The sequence below is a fragment of the Vibrio gallicus genome, assembly GCF_024346875.1.
GTDB classification, from domain to species: domain Bacteria; phylum Pseudomonadota; class Gammaproteobacteria; order Enterobacterales; family Vibrionaceae; genus Vibrio; species Vibrio gallicus.
In genome coordinates this window covers 556,843-577,274 of the sequence record NZ_AP024872.1, presented here as the reverse complement: position 1 = coordinate 577,274, position 20,432 = coordinate 556,843, and the positions used below count along the sequence as shown (strand labels likewise).

23 protein-coding genes and 1 pseudogene are annotated in these 20,432 nt (G+C 45.0%); 12 read left to right on the top strand and 12 right to left on the bottom strand.

The window, feature by feature from the left end; all coding sequences use genetic code 11:
- Positions 1-3: 3 nt before the first annotated feature.
- The 5 genes from OCU28_RS14305 to OCU28_RS14285 are packed head-to-tail and all read right to left on the bottom strand — an operon-like array spanning position 4 to position 5,367.
- Entirely contained in the window at positions 4-1,950 is a 1,947-nt protein-coding gene (locus tag OCU28_RS14305; RefSeq protein ID WP_261817572.1) for a VWA domain-containing protein, read from the bottom strand.
- On the bottom strand, positions 1,940-2,908 hold the full coding sequence (locus OCU28_RS14300; RefSeq protein WP_390623818.1) for a vWA domain-containing protein: 969 nt from the start codon (positions 2,906-2,908) through the stop codon (positions 1,940-1,942). Before OCU28_RS14300 ends, OCU28_RS14305 begins: the two co-directional genes overlap by 11 nt.
- Entirely contained in the window at positions 2,905-3,399 is a 495-nt protein-coding gene (locus tag OCU28_RS14295) for a DUF4381 domain-containing protein (RefSeq protein ID WP_261817571.1), read from the bottom strand. Before OCU28_RS14295 ends, OCU28_RS14300 begins: the two co-directional genes overlap by 4 nt.
- A 10-nt stretch (positions 3,400-3,409) precedes the next feature.
- On the bottom strand, positions 3,410-4,399 hold the full coding sequence (locus OCU28_RS14290) for a DUF58 domain-containing protein (RefSeq protein WP_261817570.1): 990 nt from the start codon (positions 4,397-4,399) through the stop codon (positions 3,410-3,412).
- Positions 4,400-4,410: 11 nt separating this feature from the next.
- On the bottom strand, positions 4,411-5,367 hold the full coding sequence (locus tag OCU28_RS14285; RefSeq protein WP_261817569.1) for an AAA family ATPase: 957 nt from the start codon (positions 5,365-5,367) through the stop codon (positions 4,411-4,413).
- 386 nt (positions 5,368-5,753) lie between these two features.
- Here OCU28_RS14285 and OCU28_RS14280 point away from each other — a divergent pair, with 386 nt between their 5' ends.
- A complete protein-coding gene (locus tag OCU28_RS14280) occupies positions 5,754-6,533 on the top strand; it encodes a hypothetical protein (protein WP_261817568.1) in 780 nt (259 codons plus the stop codon).
- A 64-nt stretch (positions 6,534-6,597) separates the two neighbouring features.
- Here OCU28_RS14280 and OCU28_RS14275 read toward each other — a convergent pair whose 3' ends face one another.
- On the bottom strand, positions 6,598-6,978 hold the full coding sequence (locus OCU28_RS14275; RefSeq protein ID WP_261817567.1) for a VOC family protein: 381 nt from the start codon (positions 6,976-6,978) through the stop codon (positions 6,598-6,600).
- Positions 6,979-7,284: 306 nt separating this feature from the next.
- On the opposite strand from OCU28_RS14275, the gene OCU28_RS14270 reads away from it, so the two are divergent.
- Together OCU28_RS14270 and OCU28_RS14265 are read left to right on the top strand one after the other, a co-directional pair.
- Positions 7,285-8,085, top strand: coding sequence for an SDR family NAD(P)-dependent oxidoreductase (locus OCU28_RS14270; protein ID WP_261817566.1), 801 nt, complete (start codon positions 7,285-7,287; stop codon positions 8,083-8,085).
- Positions 8,086-8,278: 193 nt separating this feature from the next.
- Positions 8,279-9,153, top strand: a pseudogene (locus tag OCU28_RS14265) (radical SAM protein).
- A gap of 98 nt (positions 9,154-9,251) precedes the next feature.
- Here the strand turns inward: OCU28_RS14265 and OCU28_RS14260 are convergent.
- Both OCU28_RS14260 and OCU28_RS14255 read right to left on the bottom strand, forming a co-directional pair.
- Complete coding sequence (locus OCU28_RS14260) at positions 9,252-9,572, bottom strand: NGG1p interacting factor NIF3 (protein ID WP_261817565.1); 321 nt, start codon at positions 9,570-9,572, stop codon at positions 9,252-9,254.
- Between the two features lie 37 nt (positions 9,573-9,609).
- Positions 9,610-10,488, bottom strand: a complete 879-nt coding sequence (locus tag OCU28_RS14255) for a 6-carboxytetrahydropterin synthase (protein WP_261817564.1) — start codon at positions 10,486-10,488, stop codon at positions 9,610-9,612.
- 287 nt (positions 10,489-10,775) lie between these two features.
- Between OCU28_RS14255 and OCU28_RS14250 the strand changes: the two genes are divergently transcribed.
- The 3 genes from OCU28_RS14250 (at position 10,776) to OCU28_RS14240 (ending at position 13,377) form a co-directional block, all read left to right on the top strand.
- Positions 10,776-11,402, top strand: a complete 627-nt coding sequence (locus tag OCU28_RS14250; RefSeq protein ID WP_261817563.1) for a hypothetical protein — start codon at positions 10,776-10,778, stop codon at positions 11,400-11,402.
- A 221-nt stretch (positions 11,403-11,623) separates the two neighbouring features.
- Positions 11,624-12,718, top strand: coding sequence for an AI-2E family transporter (locus tag OCU28_RS14245; RefSeq protein WP_261817562.1), 1,095 nt, complete (start codon positions 11,624-11,626; stop codon positions 12,716-12,718).
- Positions 12,718-13,377, top strand: a complete 660-nt coding sequence (locus tag OCU28_RS14240) for a potassium channel family protein (RefSeq protein ID WP_261817561.1) — start codon at positions 12,718-12,720, stop codon at positions 13,375-13,377. The genes OCU28_RS14245 and OCU28_RS14240 overlap by 1 nt, the downstream gene beginning before the upstream one ends.
- Positions 13,378-13,425: 48 nt before the next feature.
- On the opposite strand, the gene OCU28_RS14235 is transcribed toward OCU28_RS14240, so the two are convergent.
- Both OCU28_RS14235 and OCU28_RS14230 read right to left on the bottom strand, forming a co-directional pair.
- Positions 13,426-13,959: a YaeQ family protein gene (locus OCU28_RS14235; protein WP_261817560.1), complete on the bottom strand. Its 534-nt coding sequence runs from the start codon at positions 13,957-13,959 to the stop codon at positions 13,426-13,428.
- Positions 13,960-14,066: 107 nt separating this feature from the next.
- Positions 14,067-14,276 carry a cold-shock protein gene (locus tag OCU28_RS14230; RefSeq protein WP_261817559.1) on the bottom strand — a complete coding sequence of 70 codons (210 nt, stop codon included), beginning with the start codon at positions 14,274-14,276 and terminating at the stop codon, positions 14,067-14,069.
- Positions 14,277-14,615: 339 nt separating this feature from the next.
- Between OCU28_RS14230 and OCU28_RS14225 the strand changes: the two genes are divergently transcribed.
- The gene (locus OCU28_RS14225; RefSeq protein ID WP_261817558.1) at positions 14,616-15,014 is read left to right on the top strand and encodes an OsmC family protein; all 399 of its coding nucleotides are present in this window, start codon (positions 14,616-14,618) and stop codon (positions 15,012-15,014) included.
- A 31-nt stretch (positions 15,015-15,045) separates the two neighbouring features.
- Here OCU28_RS14225 and OCU28_RS14220 read toward each other — a convergent pair whose 3' ends face one another.
- Positions 15,046-15,333 (bottom strand): DUF333 domain-containing protein, encoded by a 288-nt coding sequence (locus OCU28_RS14220; RefSeq protein ID WP_261817557.1) that lies wholly within the window; start codon positions 15,331-15,333, stop codon positions 15,046-15,048.
- 231 nt (positions 15,334-15,564) lie between these two features.
- Here OCU28_RS14220 and OCU28_RS14215 point away from each other — a divergent pair, with 231 nt between their 5' ends.
- The 5 genes from OCU28_RS14215 (at position 15,565) to OCU28_RS14195 (ending at position 19,107) form a co-directional block, all read left to right on the top strand.
- A complete protein-coding gene (locus OCU28_RS14215) occupies positions 15,565-16,248 on the top strand; it encodes a response regulator transcription factor (protein WP_261817556.1) in 684 nt (227 codons plus the stop codon).
- Positions 16,245-17,486: a sensor histidine kinase gene (locus OCU28_RS14210; protein WP_261817555.1), complete on the top strand. Its 1,242-nt coding sequence runs from the start codon at positions 16,245-16,247 to the stop codon at positions 17,484-17,486. Before OCU28_RS14215 ends, OCU28_RS14210 begins: the two co-directional genes overlap by 4 nt.
- A 79-nt stretch (positions 17,487-17,565) precedes the next feature.
- Positions 17,566-18,093 carry an NUDIX hydrolase gene (locus tag OCU28_RS14205; RefSeq protein ID WP_261817554.1) on the top strand — a complete coding sequence of 176 codons (528 nt, stop codon included), beginning with the start codon at positions 17,566-17,568 and terminating at the stop codon, positions 18,091-18,093.
- 28 nt (positions 18,094-18,121) lie between these two features.
- The gene (locus tag OCU28_RS14200; RefSeq protein WP_261817553.1) at positions 18,122-18,691 is read left to right on the top strand and encodes a GNAT family N-acetyltransferase; all 570 of its coding nucleotides are present in this window, start codon (positions 18,122-18,124) and stop codon (positions 18,689-18,691) included.
- 68 nt (positions 18,692-18,759) lie between these two features.
- A complete protein-coding gene (locus tag OCU28_RS14195) occupies positions 18,760-19,107 on the top strand; it encodes a hypothetical protein (protein WP_261817552.1) in 348 nt (115 codons plus the stop codon).
- Between the two features lie 16 nt (positions 19,108-19,123).
- Here the strand turns inward: OCU28_RS14195 and yjeH are convergent, their stop codons facing one another.
- The gene (gene yjeH, locus OCU28_RS14190; protein ID WP_261817551.1) at positions 19,124-20,368 is read right to left on the bottom strand and encodes an L-methionine/branched-chain amino acid transporter; all 1,245 of its coding nucleotides are present in this window, start codon (positions 20,366-20,368) and stop codon (positions 19,124-19,126) included.
- Positions 20,369-20,432: the final 64 nt, after the last annotated feature.

The window sequence follows — 20,432 nt, the reverse complement described above, 5'->3', positions numbered from 1 at the left end:
CGGTTACCAATCTTTCCCTGTTGATGAAGGGGCTGCTTTATGTTTTGCCTGAAGAAGCATCTGTGCACGAAGTAAATAGCTTGGGTCTCTAACGCTTTCGACCTGATCTAATTTTCTAATATCTGGGTCTACTTTATGTTGCTGTGAAGGTGATGCCGTATGTGTTTTCTTTTTGTCTTGCGGCTTACTATCTGATTTGCCTTTACTTTCCTCAGCCTGCGATTTGCTTGATGGCAGGTGTTGAGACGACATGGCGTTTGATTTTTGTTGTTGCGCGTTTTTTTTCTGTGTAGCGGGGTCTTGCCCTTGATCGGCTTGTGCCTGTTGGCTATTTTGAGACTGCTGAGACTGCTGAGACTGCTGAGACTGCTGAGACTGCTGAGACTGCTGAGACTGCTGAGACTGCTGAGACTGCTGAGACTGCTGAGACTGCTGAGACTGCTGAGACTGCTGAGACTGCTGAGTTTTATTAGGGTCTGATGGATTACTGTTATTTTTTTGGGATTGTTGTGATTTCTCCTGTTGACCCTGTTTTGAGTCGCTATCAGAATCCTGCTGTTGCTGTTGCTGTTGCTGTTGCTGTTGCTGTTGCTGTTGCTGTTGCTGTTGCTGTTGCTGTTTCACAATATCGAGATTGTATTTGGCATCGGCGTTTGTAGGCTGTTGCTGTAGCACCTTTTTGTAGCTGGCAATCGCTTGGTCTAGATCGCCATGTTGCGCATAGGCATTGCCTAGGTTGTACAAGGAGTCAGGGTCAGAGTAGCCTTTAAGATTGCTGATAGCCGCCTCATAATCACCACCCTCATATTGCGCCGCCGCGCGCCACTTGGTATCGGTAAATTGCTGGCTTGCTCGCTGATAGTCTTTATCTTGATAGGCTAAAAACCCTCTTTGGTTGGCGTTGGAGAACGCGCTATCTAGCACTGACGCTTGGGCATGATTTGGCACAAAGCCAAAGCTCAGCATGATTGTCGCGCACCCAAAAATGACGCCTTTACGAAATAGGGGAAGGGCGCATAGTAGTGCCAATGGCAGTAGCCAAAAGCCGTTGTTGAGTTTGGTTTCCACTTGCTTGCCTTTCAGTTTTGTATTTACGCTAGTAAATGGCGATTTAGAAACAAGGCTTGCGATATCTTGGTTATCATGGCGGTAGTTAGCAAATTGCCCATTACCTTGATTTGCCGCGGCGCGAAGGTTGCCTAGCTGAGTTTTAGCAATAATTGTTTTGCCATCAGCGGTGGTCATCAATGATCCATCGGATAGCTGGATCGGCGCGCCAGCTGCGGTGCCAAATGCAAGTACCGATAGCGTCCAGTTGCCATCGCTTAATTGCTCTTTGATGTGCTGTAACTCTTGGGCGTCGAGATCATCGGCAAATAATAAGATCTGCCCCTGATTGAGTCCGGCTTGTTTCATGATAGAAATGGCCTGTTTTACCCCCAAATCCGCTCTTGAGCCTTGGATTGGCATGATGTCGGGCGATAGATTGTGCACTAGGTTAGATAGGGTGGCAGAATCTGTGGTGAGTGGGCTAAGGGTGTACGCGTCACCTGCATAGGCGACCAAGCCAGTTTGCCCCTGTTTTAGCAGTGGCAAGAGGTCTTGCGCCTTATATTTTATCTGAGCTAGGCGGCTTGGTTTGATATCGTTGGCATACACCGAGCGGGTCATATCCAACACCAAAACTCTTGCTTGCTCTGATTGCGATACGGGGACGGCTTGTTTTTCAAAGCTAGGCCCAGCTACTGCGACAACCACAATCATCACCAGGGCTATCAGCCACCCATAACGGTGATTGCTGCGTGATGATTTACCGGCCATGGCGGCGGTTAGATGTGAAGCAATCACCTGTGATTTATTAGACGAGCGTGTTAGCCAGACAATGATTGCCGCCAGTGGTAACAGCAACCAAAATGCCTGCGGATAAAGAAATTCAAAATTAGACATCATGTCTCCTTATCATTACCGTAATTACAATGAGCAACAGCCCCATCAATGCGGGCCACATAAACCATTCGGTTGTTGGTCTCCAAGATTGAGTCGCTTTTTGGATAGGTTGCAGGGCATTAATGGTGTCGTAGATGTTGGCTAAATCTTTGGCATCACGCGCCCTAAAGTATTGGCCGCCAGTGAGTTGCGCAACCTTGGTTAAGGTGCTTTCATCAAGGTCTTGGGCGGTGTTTACGGTGCGGCTCATGAAGAAGTCTTGTACCTGCATCTCTCCTGCGCCAACACCGATGGTGTAGATGGTGGTATTAAATTTTTTAGCAATTTCGGCTGCTTGAATGGGGTCTAGTACCCCAGCGTTATTACTGCCATCACTTAGCAGTATCATTACGCGCTGGGGAGCGTCGCTATCGACAAAGGTTTTAGTGGCTAAACCTATGCCATCGCCAATGGCAGTTTGAGTACCGATGAGCTTTAATACCGTTTGATTGAGTTGTGTTTTTACTGTTTCGCGGTCAAAGGTCAACGGGGTTTGTAGATAGGCATGGTCGGCAAAATATAACAGTCCTAGTCTGTCTCCTGAGCGTTTGTCGATAAAGTCAGCAACCACATTTTTCACCGCAGTCAATCGGTCGATGTAATCATTACCTGCCTTCATATCGTTTTGACTCATAGAGTAAGACAAGTCGATAACCAGCATCATATCTCTATGCTTGGGATGAATTTCTATGGGATCGCCGTACCAAACTGGTCTAGCACAGGCGATGACCAACAACACCCACGCCGAGATAGCCAATAGCTTGGCTACTTTCTCGGTTTTGTCTGCTGTTACCGTCGCTTGGGTAACGTGGGGTAGAACAATCAGCGATGAAGACCTGTGTTCCTTTAGTAGGCGAAATGCCAAATAGGGAAGGGGCAGCGCCAACAACATCCACCACCATTCAAAGCTAAAACCACTCATGATGCGTTCCAGTCTCTATATTTTCTTTTCGGTGGCAGAGCGTGTTCAAGCCAATGCTGGCAATCTTCGATTAGGGATGTATTGATGTCGTGATTGTTTACCCCTCTACAATACAGCGCTGATTGCCACTGCGATTGATTGGCTAAGAAGCGCGGCGTTGCCAGCTGAGAGTCCAAAAACGTTAGCCAGTTTGCGCCGGTTAGTTGAGCAATATCTTTACGCGGGAAATAGCTCAATGCTGCTTGTCGTAGCAACTCTTGGGCCTGTGAAACCGTTATTTGGTTTACGTTTTGTTTTAGGATATGCAGGGCGGCCTTTTTGGCACGCCGCCTACGGCGTAGTTTTCGCTGTAGTGCAAAGCCTAACAAAAGTGCAATAACGATAACGGCCAAGAGGCTCCAATAACCCCAAGCCAACGGCCAAGAACTTGGTTCAAGGGGAAGGTGAAGCGGTTTTAGTGGCAAGCTGTGTGCTGAATTTATCTGACTCATTTATTAGTTCTTAAAAAGGATGTTTGAGCAATTGATTCAATAGCGGTGCGCCGCTAGAAACCTGCGATAGGGTGATGCCATATTGACTCAGTTGCGCGTTCAATTGCTGTTGTTGATGGGTAAAGGCGTGTTTTATGGACTGTTTGGCTCTACTGCTAGAGAGATTAACTGATAATAGTTGGTCTCGCCCTTGTAGCACCTGTATACCTTTGGCTTGGGTTTGTCCAAGCTCTAGCGGATCGTAGATCTGAATAGCTCGCACTCGGTTATGGGCAGCAATCTGGGTTATAGAGGTAATATCTTGCTTGGAAAGTGTCGCGAAATCCCCAAGGCAGATTAACTCACACCCTTTTCGACATAGATTAGCCAGAGATGGAAAGGGATCGCACGGCTGTTGTAGCCCCGCTACCATGTCCAGAGCATTATTATGGATGTCGCACAAACGATTAAGTAGCCTAAGAACCGCTGTCTTAGAGTTAGATGGGCGGATCTCGGTCAGGGTTTCCCCACAGCGAATAATGGCTCCAACTCGGTCTTTACTGCCAATGGCAATCCAAGCAAGTAAGGCCGCCAAATGACAAAGCTGCACCGATTTTAATAGCAGTTGCGTGCCTGTGAACATGCTCGGGGTAAGGTCAATAAATAGCACCACTGGGCGTTCACGCTCTTCGGTAAACAGCTTGGTATGTACCTTTCCAGTACGCGCTGTAACGCGCCAATCAATCTGGCGAACGTCATCACCAGCTTGATACTGACGCACCTCTGAAAAGGTCATACCGCGCCCTTTGCGCGAGCTGCTGTGTTGTCCATTAAGTTGCGACCAAAGGCTTTTAGCAGGTGGCTGCCAGCGTTGACCGTGAATTCGGTAAAAACTCAGCTCTTCAACACTTACGGTCACGCCATTACTGACCTGAGGCAACTGAGCTGCGCTGATGGCTTGCTCAAGCACATTAGAGCTAGTGTGCTTATTGGCAAACAAGTGATTAAGGCGCTTAAACATATCTAATCGCCTTAAGCGGATGCAACTGTTCGCAGCAGCTCTTCGATAACTGCATTACTGGTGATACCTTCAGCCTGAGCTTGATAGGTCAATAGGAGACGGTGACGAAGCACTGGGAATACCACAGCATGAATATCTTCAGGGCTAACGAAATCTCTGCCGGATAACCAGGCGTTAGCGCGCGCAGCTCTATCTAAGGCGATGGTAGCTCGTGGGCTCACTCCCATCTCAATCCATTTGGCTAGGTTGTCATTATAAGCTTGTGGATTACGGGTAGCCATGATCAGTCGAATGATATATTTCTCTATGGTGTCGGCCATATGAATAGACAATACTTGGCGACGCGCCTTGAAAATATCCTGTTGTGATAGGGGGTGTTCAAATCGCTGAACCTCTCCTAACGCTTCACCACGATTAAGGCGCAAGATCTCTAATTCACTCTCAGCGCTTGGGTAGTTAACCTCAAGATGAAGCAGGAAACGGTCTAATTGTGCCTCGGGTAGCGGGTAGGTGCCTTCTTGCTCGATTGGATTTTGGGTTGCCATTACTAAAAACAGCTCTGGCAGAGGGTAGGTGGTTTGACCTACGCTGATTTGTTTTTCTGCCATAGCTTCAAGCATTGCCGCTTGTACCTTGGCAGGGGCACGGTTGACTTCATCGGCTAACACTAATGAGTGGAATATGGGGCCGGATTTGAACTCGAACTCACCGGTCTCGGGGCGATATACATCGGTGCCTGTTAGATCAGACGGCAGTAAATCAGGGGTGAACTGAACTCGATGAAAACTCCCTTCAATGCAATCAGCAAGGGATTTAACGGCGCGGGTTTTAGCCAGCCCCGGAGGCCCTTCAACCAAGATATGCCCATCGGCTAATAGCGCAACCAGTAATTGTTTTACTAGGTTGTCTTGACCAATAACTTGAGATTCTAGGTAGCGTTGTAGTTGCTGGAATGACTGCGCTGGCATGTGCGATGTTCCTTAAAGCGAGCGTTTGAATACATAAGTAGAGGGATAACCGTCAGGAAAGTTCCCTTTTTATTACGATTGTTTTGACCGAATAGATAGTGGCCATTGTTAAATATAAATATTTGGGTGTTTTATCGTAATTTCAAGGGGTTATGAATGAAAATCAATAAGAGATTGTGTGCTATTCAAGGGGTTTATTATGATTGTGGCTGCGGCTCTAAGTATGATTTGAATAGCGCGCTTTAGTATTCGTTTTACTTATTGGTAGAGGGCGTTTACGAGGGTATACATAAACAGCGTTAATGATACAAGATAACCTTGGTATATGTATTCATGCATAGGGTTTCTCGATAATAGCGGCATACTTTATCGAGGCACAAAAAATCATGTTTAACAAAAATCCTATGTACAATAAAAAATCTTCACTTAATAAATCACTTATCGCATTGGCTATTGCCGCGGTTGTTCCTACAAGTGCTTTTGCTCATGGCAATGTAGATGTGTCAAATGGTTCGCAGATGGAAGTTTACGTTGCGAATGAGGAGCATCATGGGCACGGTGAAGCAGAAAAAGCTTATGGGATTGAAGCGATTTGGATGCATGAAAGTGGATTTTTCGTTTATGCTGAGGGTGAAACAGGAGCACATGATTTTTATCAAGTTGGTGCGGGTCAATACTTCAAGCCGACGGATAACATCGGATTATTTGCGTATGGCGCCTATGCCCAAGGTGGTTATGAGGACAGCAATGAGCTTAGGGCACGTTTAGGTGTTGATTATCAGGTGACGCACGAGTTCGCCTTGCATGCGCGTCTTGGATTTGATTATGGTAATAGTGCTATCTCAGTGGGTGACGATCATGACCATGACCATAGCTTCAGTAACCAGGGTTCCAAGTCAAAAAATAGCCAAATTGGTCGCCTAGATGCAGGGTTTTCTTATGAGATTGGCCATGTGGCGGAGTTCTCGTACAACTATGTAGTACAGACCCAATATGAATCGGCACTGGTGCAAGATAATGACACTAACCTGCATTATGAGGCGAGGTTGACCTACACTGATGCGGCGCTAAAGCCATATGTAGAGTATAGACAAACCAACAAAGCGTTTGACTCCCATCACTTCGAAGAAAGTGCCGTTCAGTTTGGTATCTCTTTTAACTACTGATGACTGACAAAACATAGACGTATTGTAAACCGCTCTAAGCATCAAGGCTTAGAGCGGTTTTGGTTTAATTCATGGAGTGCAGACCGAACATATTGCCTTCAGTATCTGTGGCTAGGGTCATAAACCCGTATTCGCCGATAGCCATCTTGGGTTGTTGAATACTACCGCCACAGCTTATAACTCGGGCTTGTTCGACAGCGCAGTCGTCACATGAAAAATAGACTAAGGTTCCACCAGCGCCGGCAGAAACACCATTCATCTTAGCCAGTGCACCGCTTGCCCCATACTGCTCCATCTCAGATGGAAACCCCCACATCTCGATTTCATTAGCCGATGGATTGTCCATTTTTTGTAGTTGAAGGTTGAATACACCTTGATAAAAAGAGACCGCTCGAGGCATGTCATCAACATAGATTTCAAACCAAGCGATGGGATTTTTAGCCATGATTTCAATTCCGATAAAATGAGTTGAAGTTTAAGCTTATGCACAACTTGCAATAATGTCAGGTTTGGATAGTTTGTATGTGGCGTAACGGATCTATTGTGAGGTTTGGTGCGTTCGAAAATTATAATGAGATCAAATCTAGAATCAGTTTCAATTTTTTATTAATAATAAACCGCGCTACTTTGTAATAATATACTGGTGGTAGATGAGAACGAATTACTTGCCTGAGGGTATGGGTTTGATTGATTTGCGACATTACTTCTATATTAAACAGTTAACTTTACTTAGGTTTATGAGGAAAGCTCGATGAAAAAGACAATTCTAATTACAGGCTCAACCGATGGCATTGGTCTAGAAACCGCTAAATTATTGGTTGCCGAGGGGCATAATGTTCTCGTTCATGGACGTAACCAAAGTAAGCTAGAGAGCGTTATTACCAGTCTCAAACAGATACCTGGCGCTGGGATTATCGAGGGTTATGTCGCGGATTTATCGAGCCTAAAAGAGGTTGAGTCTCTTGCCCAGGCAGTACGAACAACCCATGATAAGCTGGATGTGCTTATCAATAATGCCGGCGTTTATAACGTACCAACCATCACCACCAAAGATAATTTGGATGTGCGCTTTGTGGTAAATACCATTGCACCTTACCTGTTAACCCAAAAGCTATTGCCTTTGTTTGATAGCAAGGGACGCATTGTTAACTTGTCGTCTGCGGCTCAAACAACGGTTAATCTAAACGACTTAGTAAGCCCAGATGCCGGTCCATCTCATGGTCAGATCTACGCGCAAACTAAATTGGCACTTACGATGTGGACAGTGCATTTGGCTCAGCAACTACAAGGCAATGGCCCGGTGTTGGTGGCGGTTAACCCGGCGTCTTTCCTTGGCAGTAAGTTAGTCAAAGAAGCGTATGGTATGGCGGGTAATGACCTGGGTATCGGCGCTGATATCTTGTATCGAGCGGCATTATCGGATGAATTTGCCAATGCATCCGGTAAATACTTTGATAATGACCTTGGCAGTTTTGCCGCACCACATGCCGATGCTGAAAATGCTGCAAAGAATGCAAAAGTGGTTGCTACTATCGAATCACTATTGGTTTAGACCTTATAGCAGGTAGATTTGAAAACGTCGGTTGCTTATAGCGCCGGCGTTTTTTTGTATTTAGGGGATTATCAAGATTTTGTTGATACTGATTCTGCAATTGGGTTTCTTATCACACCGATAAGCGAGGAGTAGACTTCGCTACCACAAACCACAAACCACAAACCACAGACCCAAAGCTGAGGAGCTTAATATGCATTTCGAAGGTAAAATCTACCGCCCTTGGATGGAAGCAGAGAGTGTTCTAATTCAGACAACGCTGGGCTGTAGCAATAATCAGTGCACCTTTTGTACTATGTTCGACGATAAACGGTTTAAAGTACGCGATACTGAAGATATCTTTAAAGATATTGAGCAAGCAAGGGTACTGTATCCAAAGGTTGAATCTATCTTTTTAATTGATGGCAACGTAATGGCGATGCGCACCGACAAGCTGTTAAAAATCTTAGATAAGATCAGAGTCACCTTCCCTGAGCTGAAGAACCTTGCTCTGTACTCAGCATTTAACGATTTTCGTCGTAAGAGTATTGCAGAGCTTAAAGAACTGCGCTCGGCAGGATTGACAACCGCTTATTCTGGCCTTGAATCTGGTGACCCAATTGTGCTGGAGCGAATCAAAAAAGGCATGACTCGTGAGCATGCGATTAAAGGTATGGAAATGGCTCGTGAAGCGGATATTAAGGTATTGGCATCATTTATCTTTGGCTTGGGTGGTCGTGAGCGTTCAAAAGAGCATGCACAAAATACCACTAGCTTGCTTAATATCATGCAGCCAGATGCCATCGCACCAATGGCGCTAGCCATTCAGCCTGGTAGCGAGTTAGAGCGTGAGGTAGAGCGCGGAGAATTTATCCTTCCGACACCGATGCAGATCTTAGAAGAAGAGAAATATCTACTTGAAAATATGCAAGACTTTCCATGCTTTTATTGGGAAATCATGGTAATAATATTGCGTCGATGCGCGGTCCGTGGCCAGAGGTTCGTGACCCGTTCCTTGAGCATATTAACAAGCATATTGCCCATAACCCAATGGCGCAAAAGAATGTGATTGAAACCTATGCATGGTAAATAGAACCTAGAAATCGGTTAAACGTAAAAAGCGGCGCACTCTATATGTAGGAGTGCGCCGCTTTTTTGTTTGTCAGCCGCTGTATAAGTGAGACCTGTTAAAGGGATTGCCAGTCCAGCATGTCATAGACCTCAAAGGCAACCTCTTCATAGGGATGGCTGTTGAGTAGTGCTTCTATACTCGGCTTTAGATAGTGATCATCGCATACCAACTCGACCTTAAGTTCAGGGACTTTTTCGAGTTTGCCGTGCTCACCAAGGTGTGGGTTGGCACCGGCAAGTGGACGAAACTGTCCTTGTCCTTCTGTTTCAAAACAGCAACGGTCGTAGTCGCCGATCTTGCCTGCACCGGCGTTAAAGATGGCCTCTTTGACCGACTCAGCATCGGTGATAGGCACAAAGAAAATGATTTTTTTCATAGGGTTGCAGCCACCGAAATCAATGTTTAATAAAGAATTATAGCGACACCATTGCACCTTTGCCTACACCCTCATAAGCGATAACTTGTAGGGTGTCGTTCGAGGTAAGGCTACCTTTGACTTGTTGTGCGATATAGCTTGCCAATAACTCAACTGTGGTATCGGTGTCTAGCACCTCGGCGTTAGCTTGTGCGATGGCTAATTCAAACTCACCCTGCGGCGCGGTGTAACGAAAGCCAAAATGGGTCTGGTTTGAGATGCGATTGGCATGCTCGCTCAGCTGCAATGTTTCGACTGCTACTTGGTCTTCCTTAGTGCCAAGGTAGATATCTTGCCAACGTTCGGCAAATTCCTGTTCGCGAATACTATCGCGCTGGCCATTTACCAGCAGTTCAATGGGGGAGCGATGACCGTGTGCGATTCTTTGGCAGTTACCGTCGTGCTTTTTAAGGCCGTGGGTATAGTGATAAAAAGCGCCATCAATAGGTTCATGGCGCAGCGTTAGTTCAATACCTTGTACGTTGTCAGGTAGATGTCCTTGCAGCACTTGATAGACATGTTCGGTGACACTATCGATGGTAATCTCATCGCTGTCGATCAAACAATACGCTTCATCAGGGCAGTGCAGGTGGATACTTCGTGTATCGCCCAGTAAATCTAGGGTTGAGTAACCTGGCTTAGTCGATGTATGGCGAATCGATTTGTTGCGTGATGGAACCAATAGTCGGTGGTCGACATATTCATCAATCAGGTGTTTTATTTGCTTTTTAACCTTACCAAAATCGAGCACCATGCTCATTTCATTGAGTTCCCCTGACATGATGATATCGACAATCCAACTTTCGCCAACCATACCGCGGGTTGGACATAGATATGAGGCATCAATGACGGTGAGTTCTCTGACAAATAGATTCAAGCTAATTTCCTTGTTGATGATAGTCGGCAATATAACGCCCAGTATTATACCTATTCCATTGAAATGTGCATGTTTGTCTTAATGCAACCTGAGTAAGTCTGATGAATGTTAGTAATATGTCAGCGACAAGTCAGTAATGACTATTTAACGCATATTGCACATTTATGGAAAATATCTTTACAGACGAAATAGCAATATTTATTGAACTTTTTTAAGAGAATCTGTGATACTTGTCACGCTTAGTTAGCAGGGTAATATCGATTAATTAAATTAATGACAGGAATCTCATGAATAAAGTTAAAGCTTTAGTTGCAGCAAGTGTGCTTCTAACTTCTGTTGCCGCTCACGCGGATACAGGTAAATCAGTGAATACTACGCCACGTAGCTACTCAAACCAGGCGGATTTTAAGGTTGGTGTAGGTTTTGACCAAGGCTTTGGTCTTACGGCTGAGTTTTTCCACACTGTAGATGCATTTGTTGGTAACGATGGCCTTTCTGCGGATTACCTTGTTGTTAAAGATAAGCGATTCACTCCGCGCCTACCGTTTACATACTATGTAAGCGTGGGTGGTTTCTATGATTTTGACAAAACATGGCACGGCGATAACGGTCACTGGGTACAGCACCCATATGGCAACAACTATCGCAACTACTGCGACAGCGTAGATGCAAATGGCAACTGTCACCATTGGCACAATGGCTATCGCGACTATGGCAATGGCTACTACGGCTATTGGGAACGTGACGAAAGCAAACACTTCAATGATTACGGTATCCGTGTACCGCTAGGCGTTGATTGGCAGTTTGCTCCTGAGTGGGATGGCTACGCGTCATTGGCTCCACGTGTAAACGTGCCTGATGATTTCCACTTCGGTGTAGATGCTGCTATCGGTATCCGTTTCGCGTTTAACTAAGCGATTAAAAACTGAATTTTAACTAGCTGTTACGCAGTTGGTTCAAAGCCGCTCATTGGCCTGCCTAATGAGCGGCTTTATTGTTATGCGTTGTTCTATTTCTAACCATAGTTAGCTCTAAACTTCATGCGAAATAAAATATCTTAAATTCCTTGTCTTTTCTTACACTTAGATAAATTTCTAGCCTACGCTTATGGGTAGAATTATCACAAGGAAGAGATATGGTCACCTCAAAAGAATTTTCAAAGCAGGCGATTGATGCCTTTATTAAAGTCACAATCATTGGGCTGCTTTTATATTGGTGTTATGAAATATTAAGACCCTTTATGCTGCTGGTGGTATGGGGAGCGATTATCGCCACCGCTTTGTTCCCTGTTGCCAAAACAATGCAATCTAAGTTACGCCTTTCTCAAGCTAAAGCCAGTTGGTTACTGTCTCTAGTGGGGGTGTTGATTTTGGTTGTCCCAACCTATTTAGTCTCCGATAGCCTGTTTGCTAGTGCCAGTGATGTTTATGGCAATATTCAAGACGGCACTTTTGAACTTAAGCCTCCTTCCGAGTCAGTAAAGTCATGGCCTTTCATTGGTGAAAGGGTGTATGCAACACTGCTTGGCATCTCTGCCAATCTGTTGAGCACCATGACCCAATATTCTGATGAAATAAAAAGTGTATTAGGCAGTGTCGCTTCTGCTATTGGTACGCTTGGTGGTGGCATCTTGCAGTTTGTTATATCGCTACTGATCGCAGGTGTGTTTATGTCAAATGCCCAGAGCTGCGAGCGAGTATTCCAACAAATATCGGTTCGCTTAGCTGGAGAGTATGGGGTTCAGTTTACTCAGATAGCAAAATCAACGGTGCGTAGTGTGGTGCAAGGCGTCATCGGGGTTGCGGTTACACAAGCCATTATGGCTTCGATTGGTCTTTATCTGATTGGAACACCATTTGCAGGTCTATGGGTCGTTGCAGTATTGATTGTGGCAATTATTCAACTGCCGCCTATTTTGGCGCTTATCCCAGCGATTATCTTTGCTTGGACTACTGACTCCACACTTGCCGCAACCCTATTTACGATTTGGTGTGTTTTAGTCAGTGCCAGTGATGCAATCTTAAAACCTATGTTGATGGGACGTGGTACCGATATTCCAATGCTGGTTATTCTACTTGGTGCTATCGGTGGTATGGCAATGTCGGGCATTGTTGGCTTGTTTGTTGGGGCTGTGGTATTGGCGGTGACGCACCGTTTATTCTTAGCTTGGATTGAGCAATCTGAGGTTGATGTCGACGCCGCTCCTGAGGCAAAGGGAAGTAGTCAATAATGGCGAAGTTAACCGAGCGTGATAACTTCTTATTTCTATTGGTTGCATTGGTATTGTTGCTGTTTGGTTGTTCGGTATTAGAGCAGTTTTTTGATACTGGACAGGGAGTGGTGCTGGTTGGACTATTGGCGTGCATGTCAGCATCTACTTTAGGGATAGACAAACAGCGGATTTTTACCCGCGGCTGGCTTGGATTCTTAATTGTATTGGTACTTATCTCTGCCACTGTGTCTATATTAGAGGCGGCAAATCTGGCATTAGTGTCGTTATCGGCTTTGATTATCTTTATCGGGCAGTACTTGAAATACGCCACTCGTTTGGTGCTAAAAGCGCCTAAAATAGACAAAAATCAGATTGTGGGTTCGATTTGCATCTATTTGATGATGGGTTTGTGGTTCGCGTTCGTTCAGTTGCTGTTGCTGGAGTTACTCGGTGGCGGATTTAACGGTATTGAGTACGGACCTTGGCTAGATAACCTGTCGCGGATGATCTACTTCAGTTTTATTACTATGACATCGGTCGGTTACGGCGTGATTGCCCCTACGGAACCATTAACCCGTTTTGTCGCATACTTTGAGGCGGTAGCGGGGGTGTTCTATCTGGCTATCTTGGTGTCTAGCTTAGTGAGCGCGGGATTGAATCAGCGAAGTGACGATTAATACAATATGTCGCATTCCTTAGGTGTCAGCCCAGGAATGCATCTTGTATTATTGCAATGGCTGTAATCTGAACTCTGAACTTATTTCACCCAGGGTGAGATAGATACTGTCTTCGCTACACATTACGCTTAAATCATTGGTTCTTTGCAGCCCCGCAACCAGATTTAATAAGGCTTCGCCATCGAGTTTGGTCACTGAAAGGTCGAGCTTAGAGAGTTTAGACTGGTTTTTGTCAAACCATACCTGAGATTTAGAGTCAGCAAATGGGTAGACCTTTACTGTTTCAGCCAATCGAGTCGCTTTTTTCAGGCGTTCATAACTCGGTTCACCCACCTCAATCCATGTCTTAGTTATACCGCTGTCATCATGTAGCCAAATATCAGGCTGCTCTTGGTCAGATAAACCTTTAGTAAAGGTGAGTTCAGGGGTGTAATTGAGAGCAAAAGCAACAATTCGAGCCAGCATACGTTCGTTTGTTTCTGACGGATGCAGTGCAACGGTTAGATTGAAGTCGTCGAATTTGTTTTGATTGGTGTCCGCTAGATTAACGCGAAATTTATATATAGTCGGTTTGAGAGCCAAGATAGGGTGCCAGGCAGTAGAAGTGTGGCGCGATTATAACCAAATTTGTTGGCTGAAGGTATTGATAAATGGAAGGAATCGGGCCGATTTACATCGGCCCTAGCGAATTATACCGCTTTGATTTGTTCTGCTTGTGGACCTTTTTGTCCATCAGTTACAACAAATTCTACTTTTTGCCCCTCGGCAAGGGTACGGAAACCGTCACCAACAATTGCTGAGAAGTGTGCGAAGACGTCAGGGCCGTTTTCTTGTTGGATAAAACCAAAGCCTTTAGTCTCGTTGAACCATTTTACGGTGCCGGTTACTGCGTTTGACATTGTCGAATTTCCTTAACAATAAAAATATAGCGATTAAAAGGGGGAGGCATTTTTAATTGTGCCTCTCTCACCCTAGCAAATCCAGTCTATGGTTAATGGCTTATAAGTCAACGAGATAACCAACAGTTTTAAGCGCTGATTTTCATTTCTGTTACTCGGTAGGCATTTTTAATTAATATCTTTTAAAGATTACAATTTCGCCATATTGCTGCAAACTCATCAGCTGGTGAATTGGCGATAGTGGTTGTGAACAAATCCAGTAAATTAGTTGCCGGCAATAATTAACCTCAACCCACTATTTGGGTATAGTAGCCAAACTAATTAAAAAAGGTGGTAGTTATGCAAGCAACAGTATCATGGGTTGATGGGCTTAAATTTATCGGTGAATCTCAATCTGGGCATTCTGTGGTATTGGATGGCAATGGTGGCAAATCTGCACCAAGCCCAATGGAGATGGTTCTAATCGCGGCAGGGGGCTGTAGCTCAGTTGACGTTGTTGATGGGCTAAAAAGCGCAGGGCAATCGGTTACTGGCTGTGTGGCGAAGTTATCTAGCGAGCGCCGTGATGTAGCACCTAAATACTTTACGTCTATAAACATCCATTTTGAGGTATCCGGAACGGATCTTGACCCTGAATTGGTTGCCCAGGTAACCGCAGACTCATTGCAGAAATACTGTTCGGTATGCTTAATGCTCGATAAGGGCGTTGAGATGACTCATACTTGGGAAATAGCATAAAAAAATCCCCATCGGATGATGGGGATAATTATTAAGATTGAGTGTCTTGTGCCGGTTGGTCGTCAGGACGTTCATCTTCATGATTTTGATAGTAATAGTCCCAGATTTCGTACTTTTCACTATCTGAGATTTCGCAATAGGTGTTGCGTTTGTCGTTCTCATTAGCACGAACGATATCATAACCTTCTTGCACGCAATAGGTGGATGCCTTGCTGGTCACCGGATCCCAGTCTTTTACGGTATATTCATTTGATTCACTGGCACACCCTGCAAGGATGGCGCTACCTGCAATAACGGTCAACAATAGACTTTTTTTCATTCTTGTGGCTCCACAGACTCTAATATATGAGTTATTCCTTTCAGTGTACGAGATATCTTAATTAATTCAATAGCTAACAAAAATCCGCTCAACAAAATTTGTTTGATAATTATAGGTGTTGATAGGGCTGGGTGTTATTTGGGCAAGGGTCAAATATTAACCCGCCCTTAACCCAAGCTTTGTTAGTGTAGCGAGCAACGAGCCTTCGATTGAGTAATGGAATATAGAATAATGCATAAAGGTAGCTTACAGTTTTTATTGGTAGAGGATGACCTTGACCTTGCTACGGCCATTGTGGATTACCTCGAGCTTGAGGATATAGCCTGTGATCATGCTGCAAATGGGGTGTCTGGGTATAACCTAATCCGAGATAATCATTACGACGTGGTGATTCTAGACCTTAATTTGCCTAAGTTGAGTGGTTTAGGTGTGTGTGAGCGGTTGAGGGCGCAAGGTATTGATGTGCCAATCCTAATGTTAACCGCAAGAGATACCCTTGAAGATAAGTTAAAAGGGTTCTCTATTGGTGCTGATGATTACCTGATTAAGCCGTTTGCGATGCAAGAACTCATCGTGCGCGCGCAGGTTTTATCAAGGCGTCGCAGCGGTGAGGTCAATCGGCTTAAGGTAGCGGATCTGGTATTGGAGTTAACCACCAGAACGGCAAGTCGCAATGGGGTGCAACTAAAGTTATCACCTATCGCAATGAAGCTCCTTGAAACCCTGATGCGTGATAGCCCCAACATCGTGAGTAGAGAACGCCTGATACAGGGCGTTTGGGGTGATGAGCAGCCAGATAGTAATAGCTTAAAAGTACATATGTTTAACCTGCGTAAAGCCGTCGATGCCAACTTTGACCACAAATTGATTCATACCGTTGTTGGGCAGGGCTTTGTGTTAAAGGAGAGCGTATGAAATTAAGGTCTAGCCTGCGATTGTATGTGGTTGGCGCTATGTTTGTAGCCGGCTCACTGGCCATTTTAGCCATGTCAGGGGTTGCGATAAATTATTTCTTTGCGGGTATGGATGTCGGCATGAAAGAACATATGCATTCCTACGCTTTTTACCAGAAAGTGAGTGACGACCATCCCTTGTACAAGCGTGACTTAACGGTGGCAAGTCGCTGGCAAGATCTGCCGCCGATAATTCAACAGCGCTTTGACGAACAAGATTTAACCAACGACGTGTTGATGAAATCCATTGATGGGTTCCCTCTATTTGGTCACCCTAAGGCAGGCTACTTTGTGATGCGTTTGCAAGAGCAAGGTGAGACACGCTATATCTCGATAGAGCATAGTCGCCGCTTTGCCGGAAGTAACAATCCCAGATTTGGCTATATATTACTATTTGGATTGTTAGCCATTGTTCTGCTCGGAGTGACCCTAATACTGCTGATACGCAAGGTATCAAACCCAGTGCGGGGCTTAAAAAATTGGGCTAGTGTTCTTGATAAGCATAATCTCAATGAGCCTATTCCTGACTTTAGGTACGCAGAGCTCAATACATTGGCACAAATTATTCAATCAAGCCTTAGCTCAGTACAAGAAGGGCTAGAGCGCGAACAGCGCTTTTTGGGCTATGCCAGCCATGAACTGCGTACGCCAATTGCCGTTATTCGTAGCAATACTGAGTTATTACGTAAGATGCAACAAAAGGGTGTGTCTGTAGCCAAACAACAACAGGTTTTGCAAAGGGTTGAACGAGCAACTTATACTATGGGCGATCTCACCGAGACACTGTTGTGGCTAAATAGACCTCAACAAAAAAGCTTACCCGTTGAGTCATTACGGCTTGGAGAGTTAGTCAGCCAGCTGGATTATGAATTGCGATATCTGCTCGATGGCAAGGGGGTGGTAGCGACGGTTACTACAGATGATACCGAGCTGGTCGCTTCGGCGGCATTGTGCCGTATTGTGATTACTAACCTGATCAGAAACGCGTTTCAACATACCTACAACGGCAAAGTCATCATTACTCAAACTGGTTGCAGATTACTGATTGTTAATGAGAGTAGCCATGACCCTATTGGGCAACAAGACCTTGGATTTGGATTGGGATTAGAGTTAACTGAGCGATTGGTAACTCACTGTGGTTGGGCATACAGCAATCAAGTCGTGGGTAACGGCAGGGCAGTTAAACTGGATTTTAGCTAATGCTATGTAGTGTGTGGATTCACCTGTCACGGGGTTAATGGCATACTGCGCCATTGAACATTAACATAGAGCTTTACGTATGCGTCATCTCCACACTGCAACCCATCCCGATATAGTACATTTGGATAAAGTCTGTATCGTTCAGAGAATGGCAACACGCGCCATTGCGTTACAGGGTGACAAAATTCTGCTTTTGTATACCGAGCGTTATGAGGACTATTCGCTACCGGGTGGAGGCCTAGAGCAGGACGAAGATCTGATCAAAGGTATGGTGCGCGAGCTTGAAGAAGAAACGGGTGCTGTAAATATCCGTAATATTAAGCCATTCGGGGTGTATGAGGAATTTAGACCTTGGCATAAAGATGATGCCGATGTAATGCACATGCACTCGTACTGTTTTACCTGTGATGTGGACAGCGAATTGGGAGAGCCTAATTTTGAAGAGTACGAGATCAAAAATGGAATGCAGGCCCAATGGGTGCCGCTGGTAGATGCCATTGCACATAATGAAAAAACCATGGCTCAAAGTGCCAAACAAGGGTTAAGTATCCAGCGCGAAACCTTCCTGCTACACCTTATTCAAAAAGAGCTATTGCCTGTTGCATAATACCACCACCATTAATCACGGGAAAATCATGTCTAATCCTACTCATCTATCTGTTCCTATATTGACTACCACTCGCTTTGTTGTGCGCCCATTTCAAGAAAAGGATCTCGCGGCTTTTGCGCGATATCGAGCCAATGATGAGGTAACCAAATATCAAAGTTGGAGTGATTATTCTATTGATGATGCGATGAGCCTATTTAAGCGCATGGATTACTCCCGCTTTGGGGAGAATGATAGCTGGTGGCAACTGGCTATAGCATCTCAAAATGAGGATGATCTGGTAGGGGATATAGCGGTCCATTTTGTGGATGAGGATCAAATAGAGATTGGCTTTACTGTCGCACCAGATTATCAAAGACAACAGGTTGCTTTCGAAGCGGTGAGCCGCTTTGTAGAATACGTGTTCACGGATCTTAAAAGACACCGCATAACCGCCACAACCGATACCCTAAACCAAGCCTCTTATAAATTATTAGAGAAACTTGGTTTTCGCCGAGAGGCCCATTTTGTACAGAACATCTTTTTTAAGGGAAGCTGGGGAGACGAATATCAGTATGGGTTATTGCGCAGTGAATTTGAGTCAAATTTAAAATCTTAAGTTTGTATGCAGATTTATGCAGTAAATAGGCCGAGAATGTAGCGCTGTACATTCAAAGGCACATCAATATGGCATATGCAAAAATCACATTAAAGAATAACGAGTCTGGCGCAGTTAAAGAAGCTCCACTTGGTTTTTCATGGTCACTACTTTTTTGTGGAATGTTTGTTCCACTAGCACGACGAGATTGGTTGTGGGTATTGATCTTAGTTGTGCCAACCATTCTTTCTGTGTGGGTAGGACCGGGGTATTTTGCCTATGTATCTGCGTTTGGTACGCTTTTAAATATCGCGATTGCGGCGGTTTATAATCGCATATATATTCGAAACTTGCTGCACCGCGGCTTTGTTATTTCTCATATTGAAGAAAAAGATCTCAACAAGATCAAACAGAAAAACGCTGAACTGTTCGCTTAAAAGCCATACTTAAAGACTATGCAGGTGATGTAAATTTGGGAATTACCAACCACAGCAAAACCAGAACAATCACCGCATAGCTCATAACTATTCCAATAAAAAAGAACACCACTAGGCACAGCGCCAAAGCCAGCATTGCGATATAACGTCCCACACCTTGTAACAGTCGTACTGCGCTCCACATTGCAAACAGATAGATCACCACAAAGATCCCATTGGCGAGAGTTAGAAATAGTTCAATATCTAAGCCGGAGTAATGTCCAAACACACAAGCCAAAGCGATGACTATCCCTACGCTAATCGTCGCGGTTGCCGGCACGCCTTGTCTGGATAATTCGGCCATTTTGCTGTTAGGTTTGTATTCACGAGCCAGTGACCACAGCATCCGCGAAAGGCTTTGGGTATATAGATTAATCGTGGCAAAGCAGGCTAAGAATCCCATAATACTAATTAACCAAGTCGCCTGTGAACCGAATAGTTTATTAGCTAAAAAGGGCACTGAGGTCGTATTGAGTTGGGGCGTTCCATAGGCGTGATGCTTAAGGACCACCACCGAGAAAAGGTAGTACGCAATCCCGGCCAGTAAACAGCCAACCAGAATCGCAATTGGATAATCGCGCTCAGGGTTTTTGAACTCTTCTCCCATATGCGCAAAAGCCTCGATACCTACAAAACACCAGAACATAACAGCAATTGCAGGCCCAATCGTACTTGGTTCAATTGCAGTTAGATTGTGAGGCGCCACATCATAGCCGCTGATATCCCCTTTATAGAGAAATAGACCGATTAGTAGCACTATGCCAAGTGCAATGGCTGTTTGTAAGCGGCTAGAGGATTTACTTCCAGCCAGATTGACGGCCATCAGCAGCGCCACAATAAGTAACTGAGCGATGACCGGTGAGGCTAATGCACTGGGTAATAGCTGCTGTGCAAACCCACCTGCGATGGCAACTGCGGCAGGAACGCCGACCGGAATCACGCTAATAAAAAGCAATGCAATCGCTTTTTCAAGGCGCGGGCCAAATGCCATCTTTACAAAATATGAGGCGCCGCCTGCATTGGGGTAGCGTTTACCTAAGGCGGCGAATGTCATGGCAATAGGGCAGACAGCGAGGATCAGAAACCACCATGCCCATAAGAGATCTTGATTGGCGATAGTGGCCGCAATTGCTGGAACCATAAACAATCCAGTACCAAGTAAGGTCGTGGACATCTGTCCTATGCCGCCAATAAGGGTGATTTCTTTTTTTAGTGATGCCATGAATGTGCGCTTGAAGGGTTACACGAAAACGCCAAGTATAGGCGCAAATTGCAATTTAACGTGA

What these genes read in the sequence shown, in the direction of transcription:
- OCU28_RS14240 (WP_261817561.1), top strand. Translation starts at nt 12,718, where the DNA reads ATGGCGAAGTTAACCGAGCGTGATAACTTCTTATTTCTATTGGTTGCA.
- OCU28_RS14200 (WP_261817553.1), top strand. Translation starts at nt 18,122, where the DNA reads ATGTCTAATCCTACTCATCTATCTGTTCCTATATTGACTACCACTCGC.
- OCU28_RS14215 (WP_261817556.1), top strand. Translation starts at nt 15,565, where the DNA reads ATGCATAAAGGTAGCTTACAGTTTTTATTGGTAGAGGATGACCTTGAC.
- OCU28_RS14295 (WP_261817571.1), bottom strand. Translation starts at nt 3,399, where the DNA reads ATGAGTCAGATAAATTCAGCACACAGCTTGCCACTAAAACCGCTTCAC.
- yjeH (WP_261817551.1), bottom strand. Translation starts at nt 20,368, where the DNA reads ATGGCATCACTAAAAAAAGAAATCACCCTTATTGGCGGCATAGGACAG.
- OCU28_RS14250 (WP_261817563.1), top strand. Translation starts at nt 10,776, where the DNA reads ATGAATAAAGTTAAAGCTTTAGTTGCAGCAAGTGTGCTTCTAACTTCT.
- OCU28_RS14245 (WP_261817562.1), top strand. Translation starts at nt 11,624, where the DNA reads ATGGTCACCTCAAAAGAATTTTCAAAGCAGGCGATTGATGCCTTTATT.
- OCU28_RS14300 (WP_390623818.1), bottom strand. Translation starts at nt 2,908, where the DNA reads ATGAGTGGTTTTAGCTTTGAATGGTGGTGGATGTTGTTGGCGCTGCCC.
- OCU28_RS14275 (WP_261817567.1), bottom strand. Translation starts at nt 6,978, where the DNA reads ATGGCTAAAAATCCCATCGCTTGGTTTGAAATCTATGTTGATGACATG.
- OCU28_RS14220 (WP_261817557.1), bottom strand. Translation starts at nt 15,333, where the DNA reads ATGAAAAAAAGTCTATTGTTGACCGTTATTGCAGGTAGCGCCATCCTT.
- OCU28_RS14230 (WP_261817559.1), bottom strand. Translation starts at nt 14,276, where the DNA reads ATGTCAAACGCAGTAACCGGCACCGTAAAATGGTTCAACGAGACTAAA.
- OCU28_RS14205 (WP_261817554.1), top strand. Translation starts at nt 17,566, where the DNA reads ATGCGTCATCTCCACACTGCAACCCATCCCGATATAGTACATTTGGAT.
- OCU28_RS14260 (WP_261817565.1), bottom strand. Translation starts at nt 9,572, where the DNA reads ATGAAAAAAATCATTTTCTTTGTGCCTATCACCGATGCTGAGTCGGTC.
- OCU28_RS14270 (WP_261817566.1), top strand. Translation starts at nt 7,285, where the DNA reads ATGAAAAAGACAATTCTAATTACAGGCTCAACCGATGGCATTGGTCTA.
- OCU28_RS14305 (WP_261817572.1), bottom strand. Translation starts at nt 1,950, where the DNA reads ATGATGTCTAATTTTGAATTTCTTTATCCGCAGGCATTTTGGTTGCTG.
- OCU28_RS14210 (WP_261817555.1), top strand. Translation starts at nt 16,245, where the DNA reads ATGAAATTAAGGTCTAGCCTGCGATTGTATGTGGTTGGCGCTATGTTT.
- OCU28_RS14290 (WP_261817570.1), bottom strand. Translation starts at nt 4,399, where the DNA reads ATGTTTAAGCGCCTTAATCACTTGTTTGCCAATAAGCACACTAGCTCT.
- OCU28_RS14195 (WP_261817552.1), top strand. Translation starts at nt 18,760, where the DNA reads ATGGCATATGCAAAAATCACATTAAAGAATAACGAGTCTGGCGCAGTT.
- OCU28_RS14285 (WP_261817569.1), bottom strand. Translation starts at nt 5,367, where the DNA reads ATGCCAGCGCAGTCATTCCAGCAACTACAACGCTACCTAGAATCTCAA.
- OCU28_RS14280 (WP_261817568.1), top strand. Translation starts at nt 5,754, where the DNA reads ATGTTTAACAAAAATCCTATGTACAATAAAAAATCTTCACTTAATAAA.
- OCU28_RS14225 (WP_261817558.1), top strand. Translation starts at nt 14,616, where the DNA reads ATGCAAGCAACAGTATCATGGGTTGATGGGCTTAAATTTATCGGTGAA.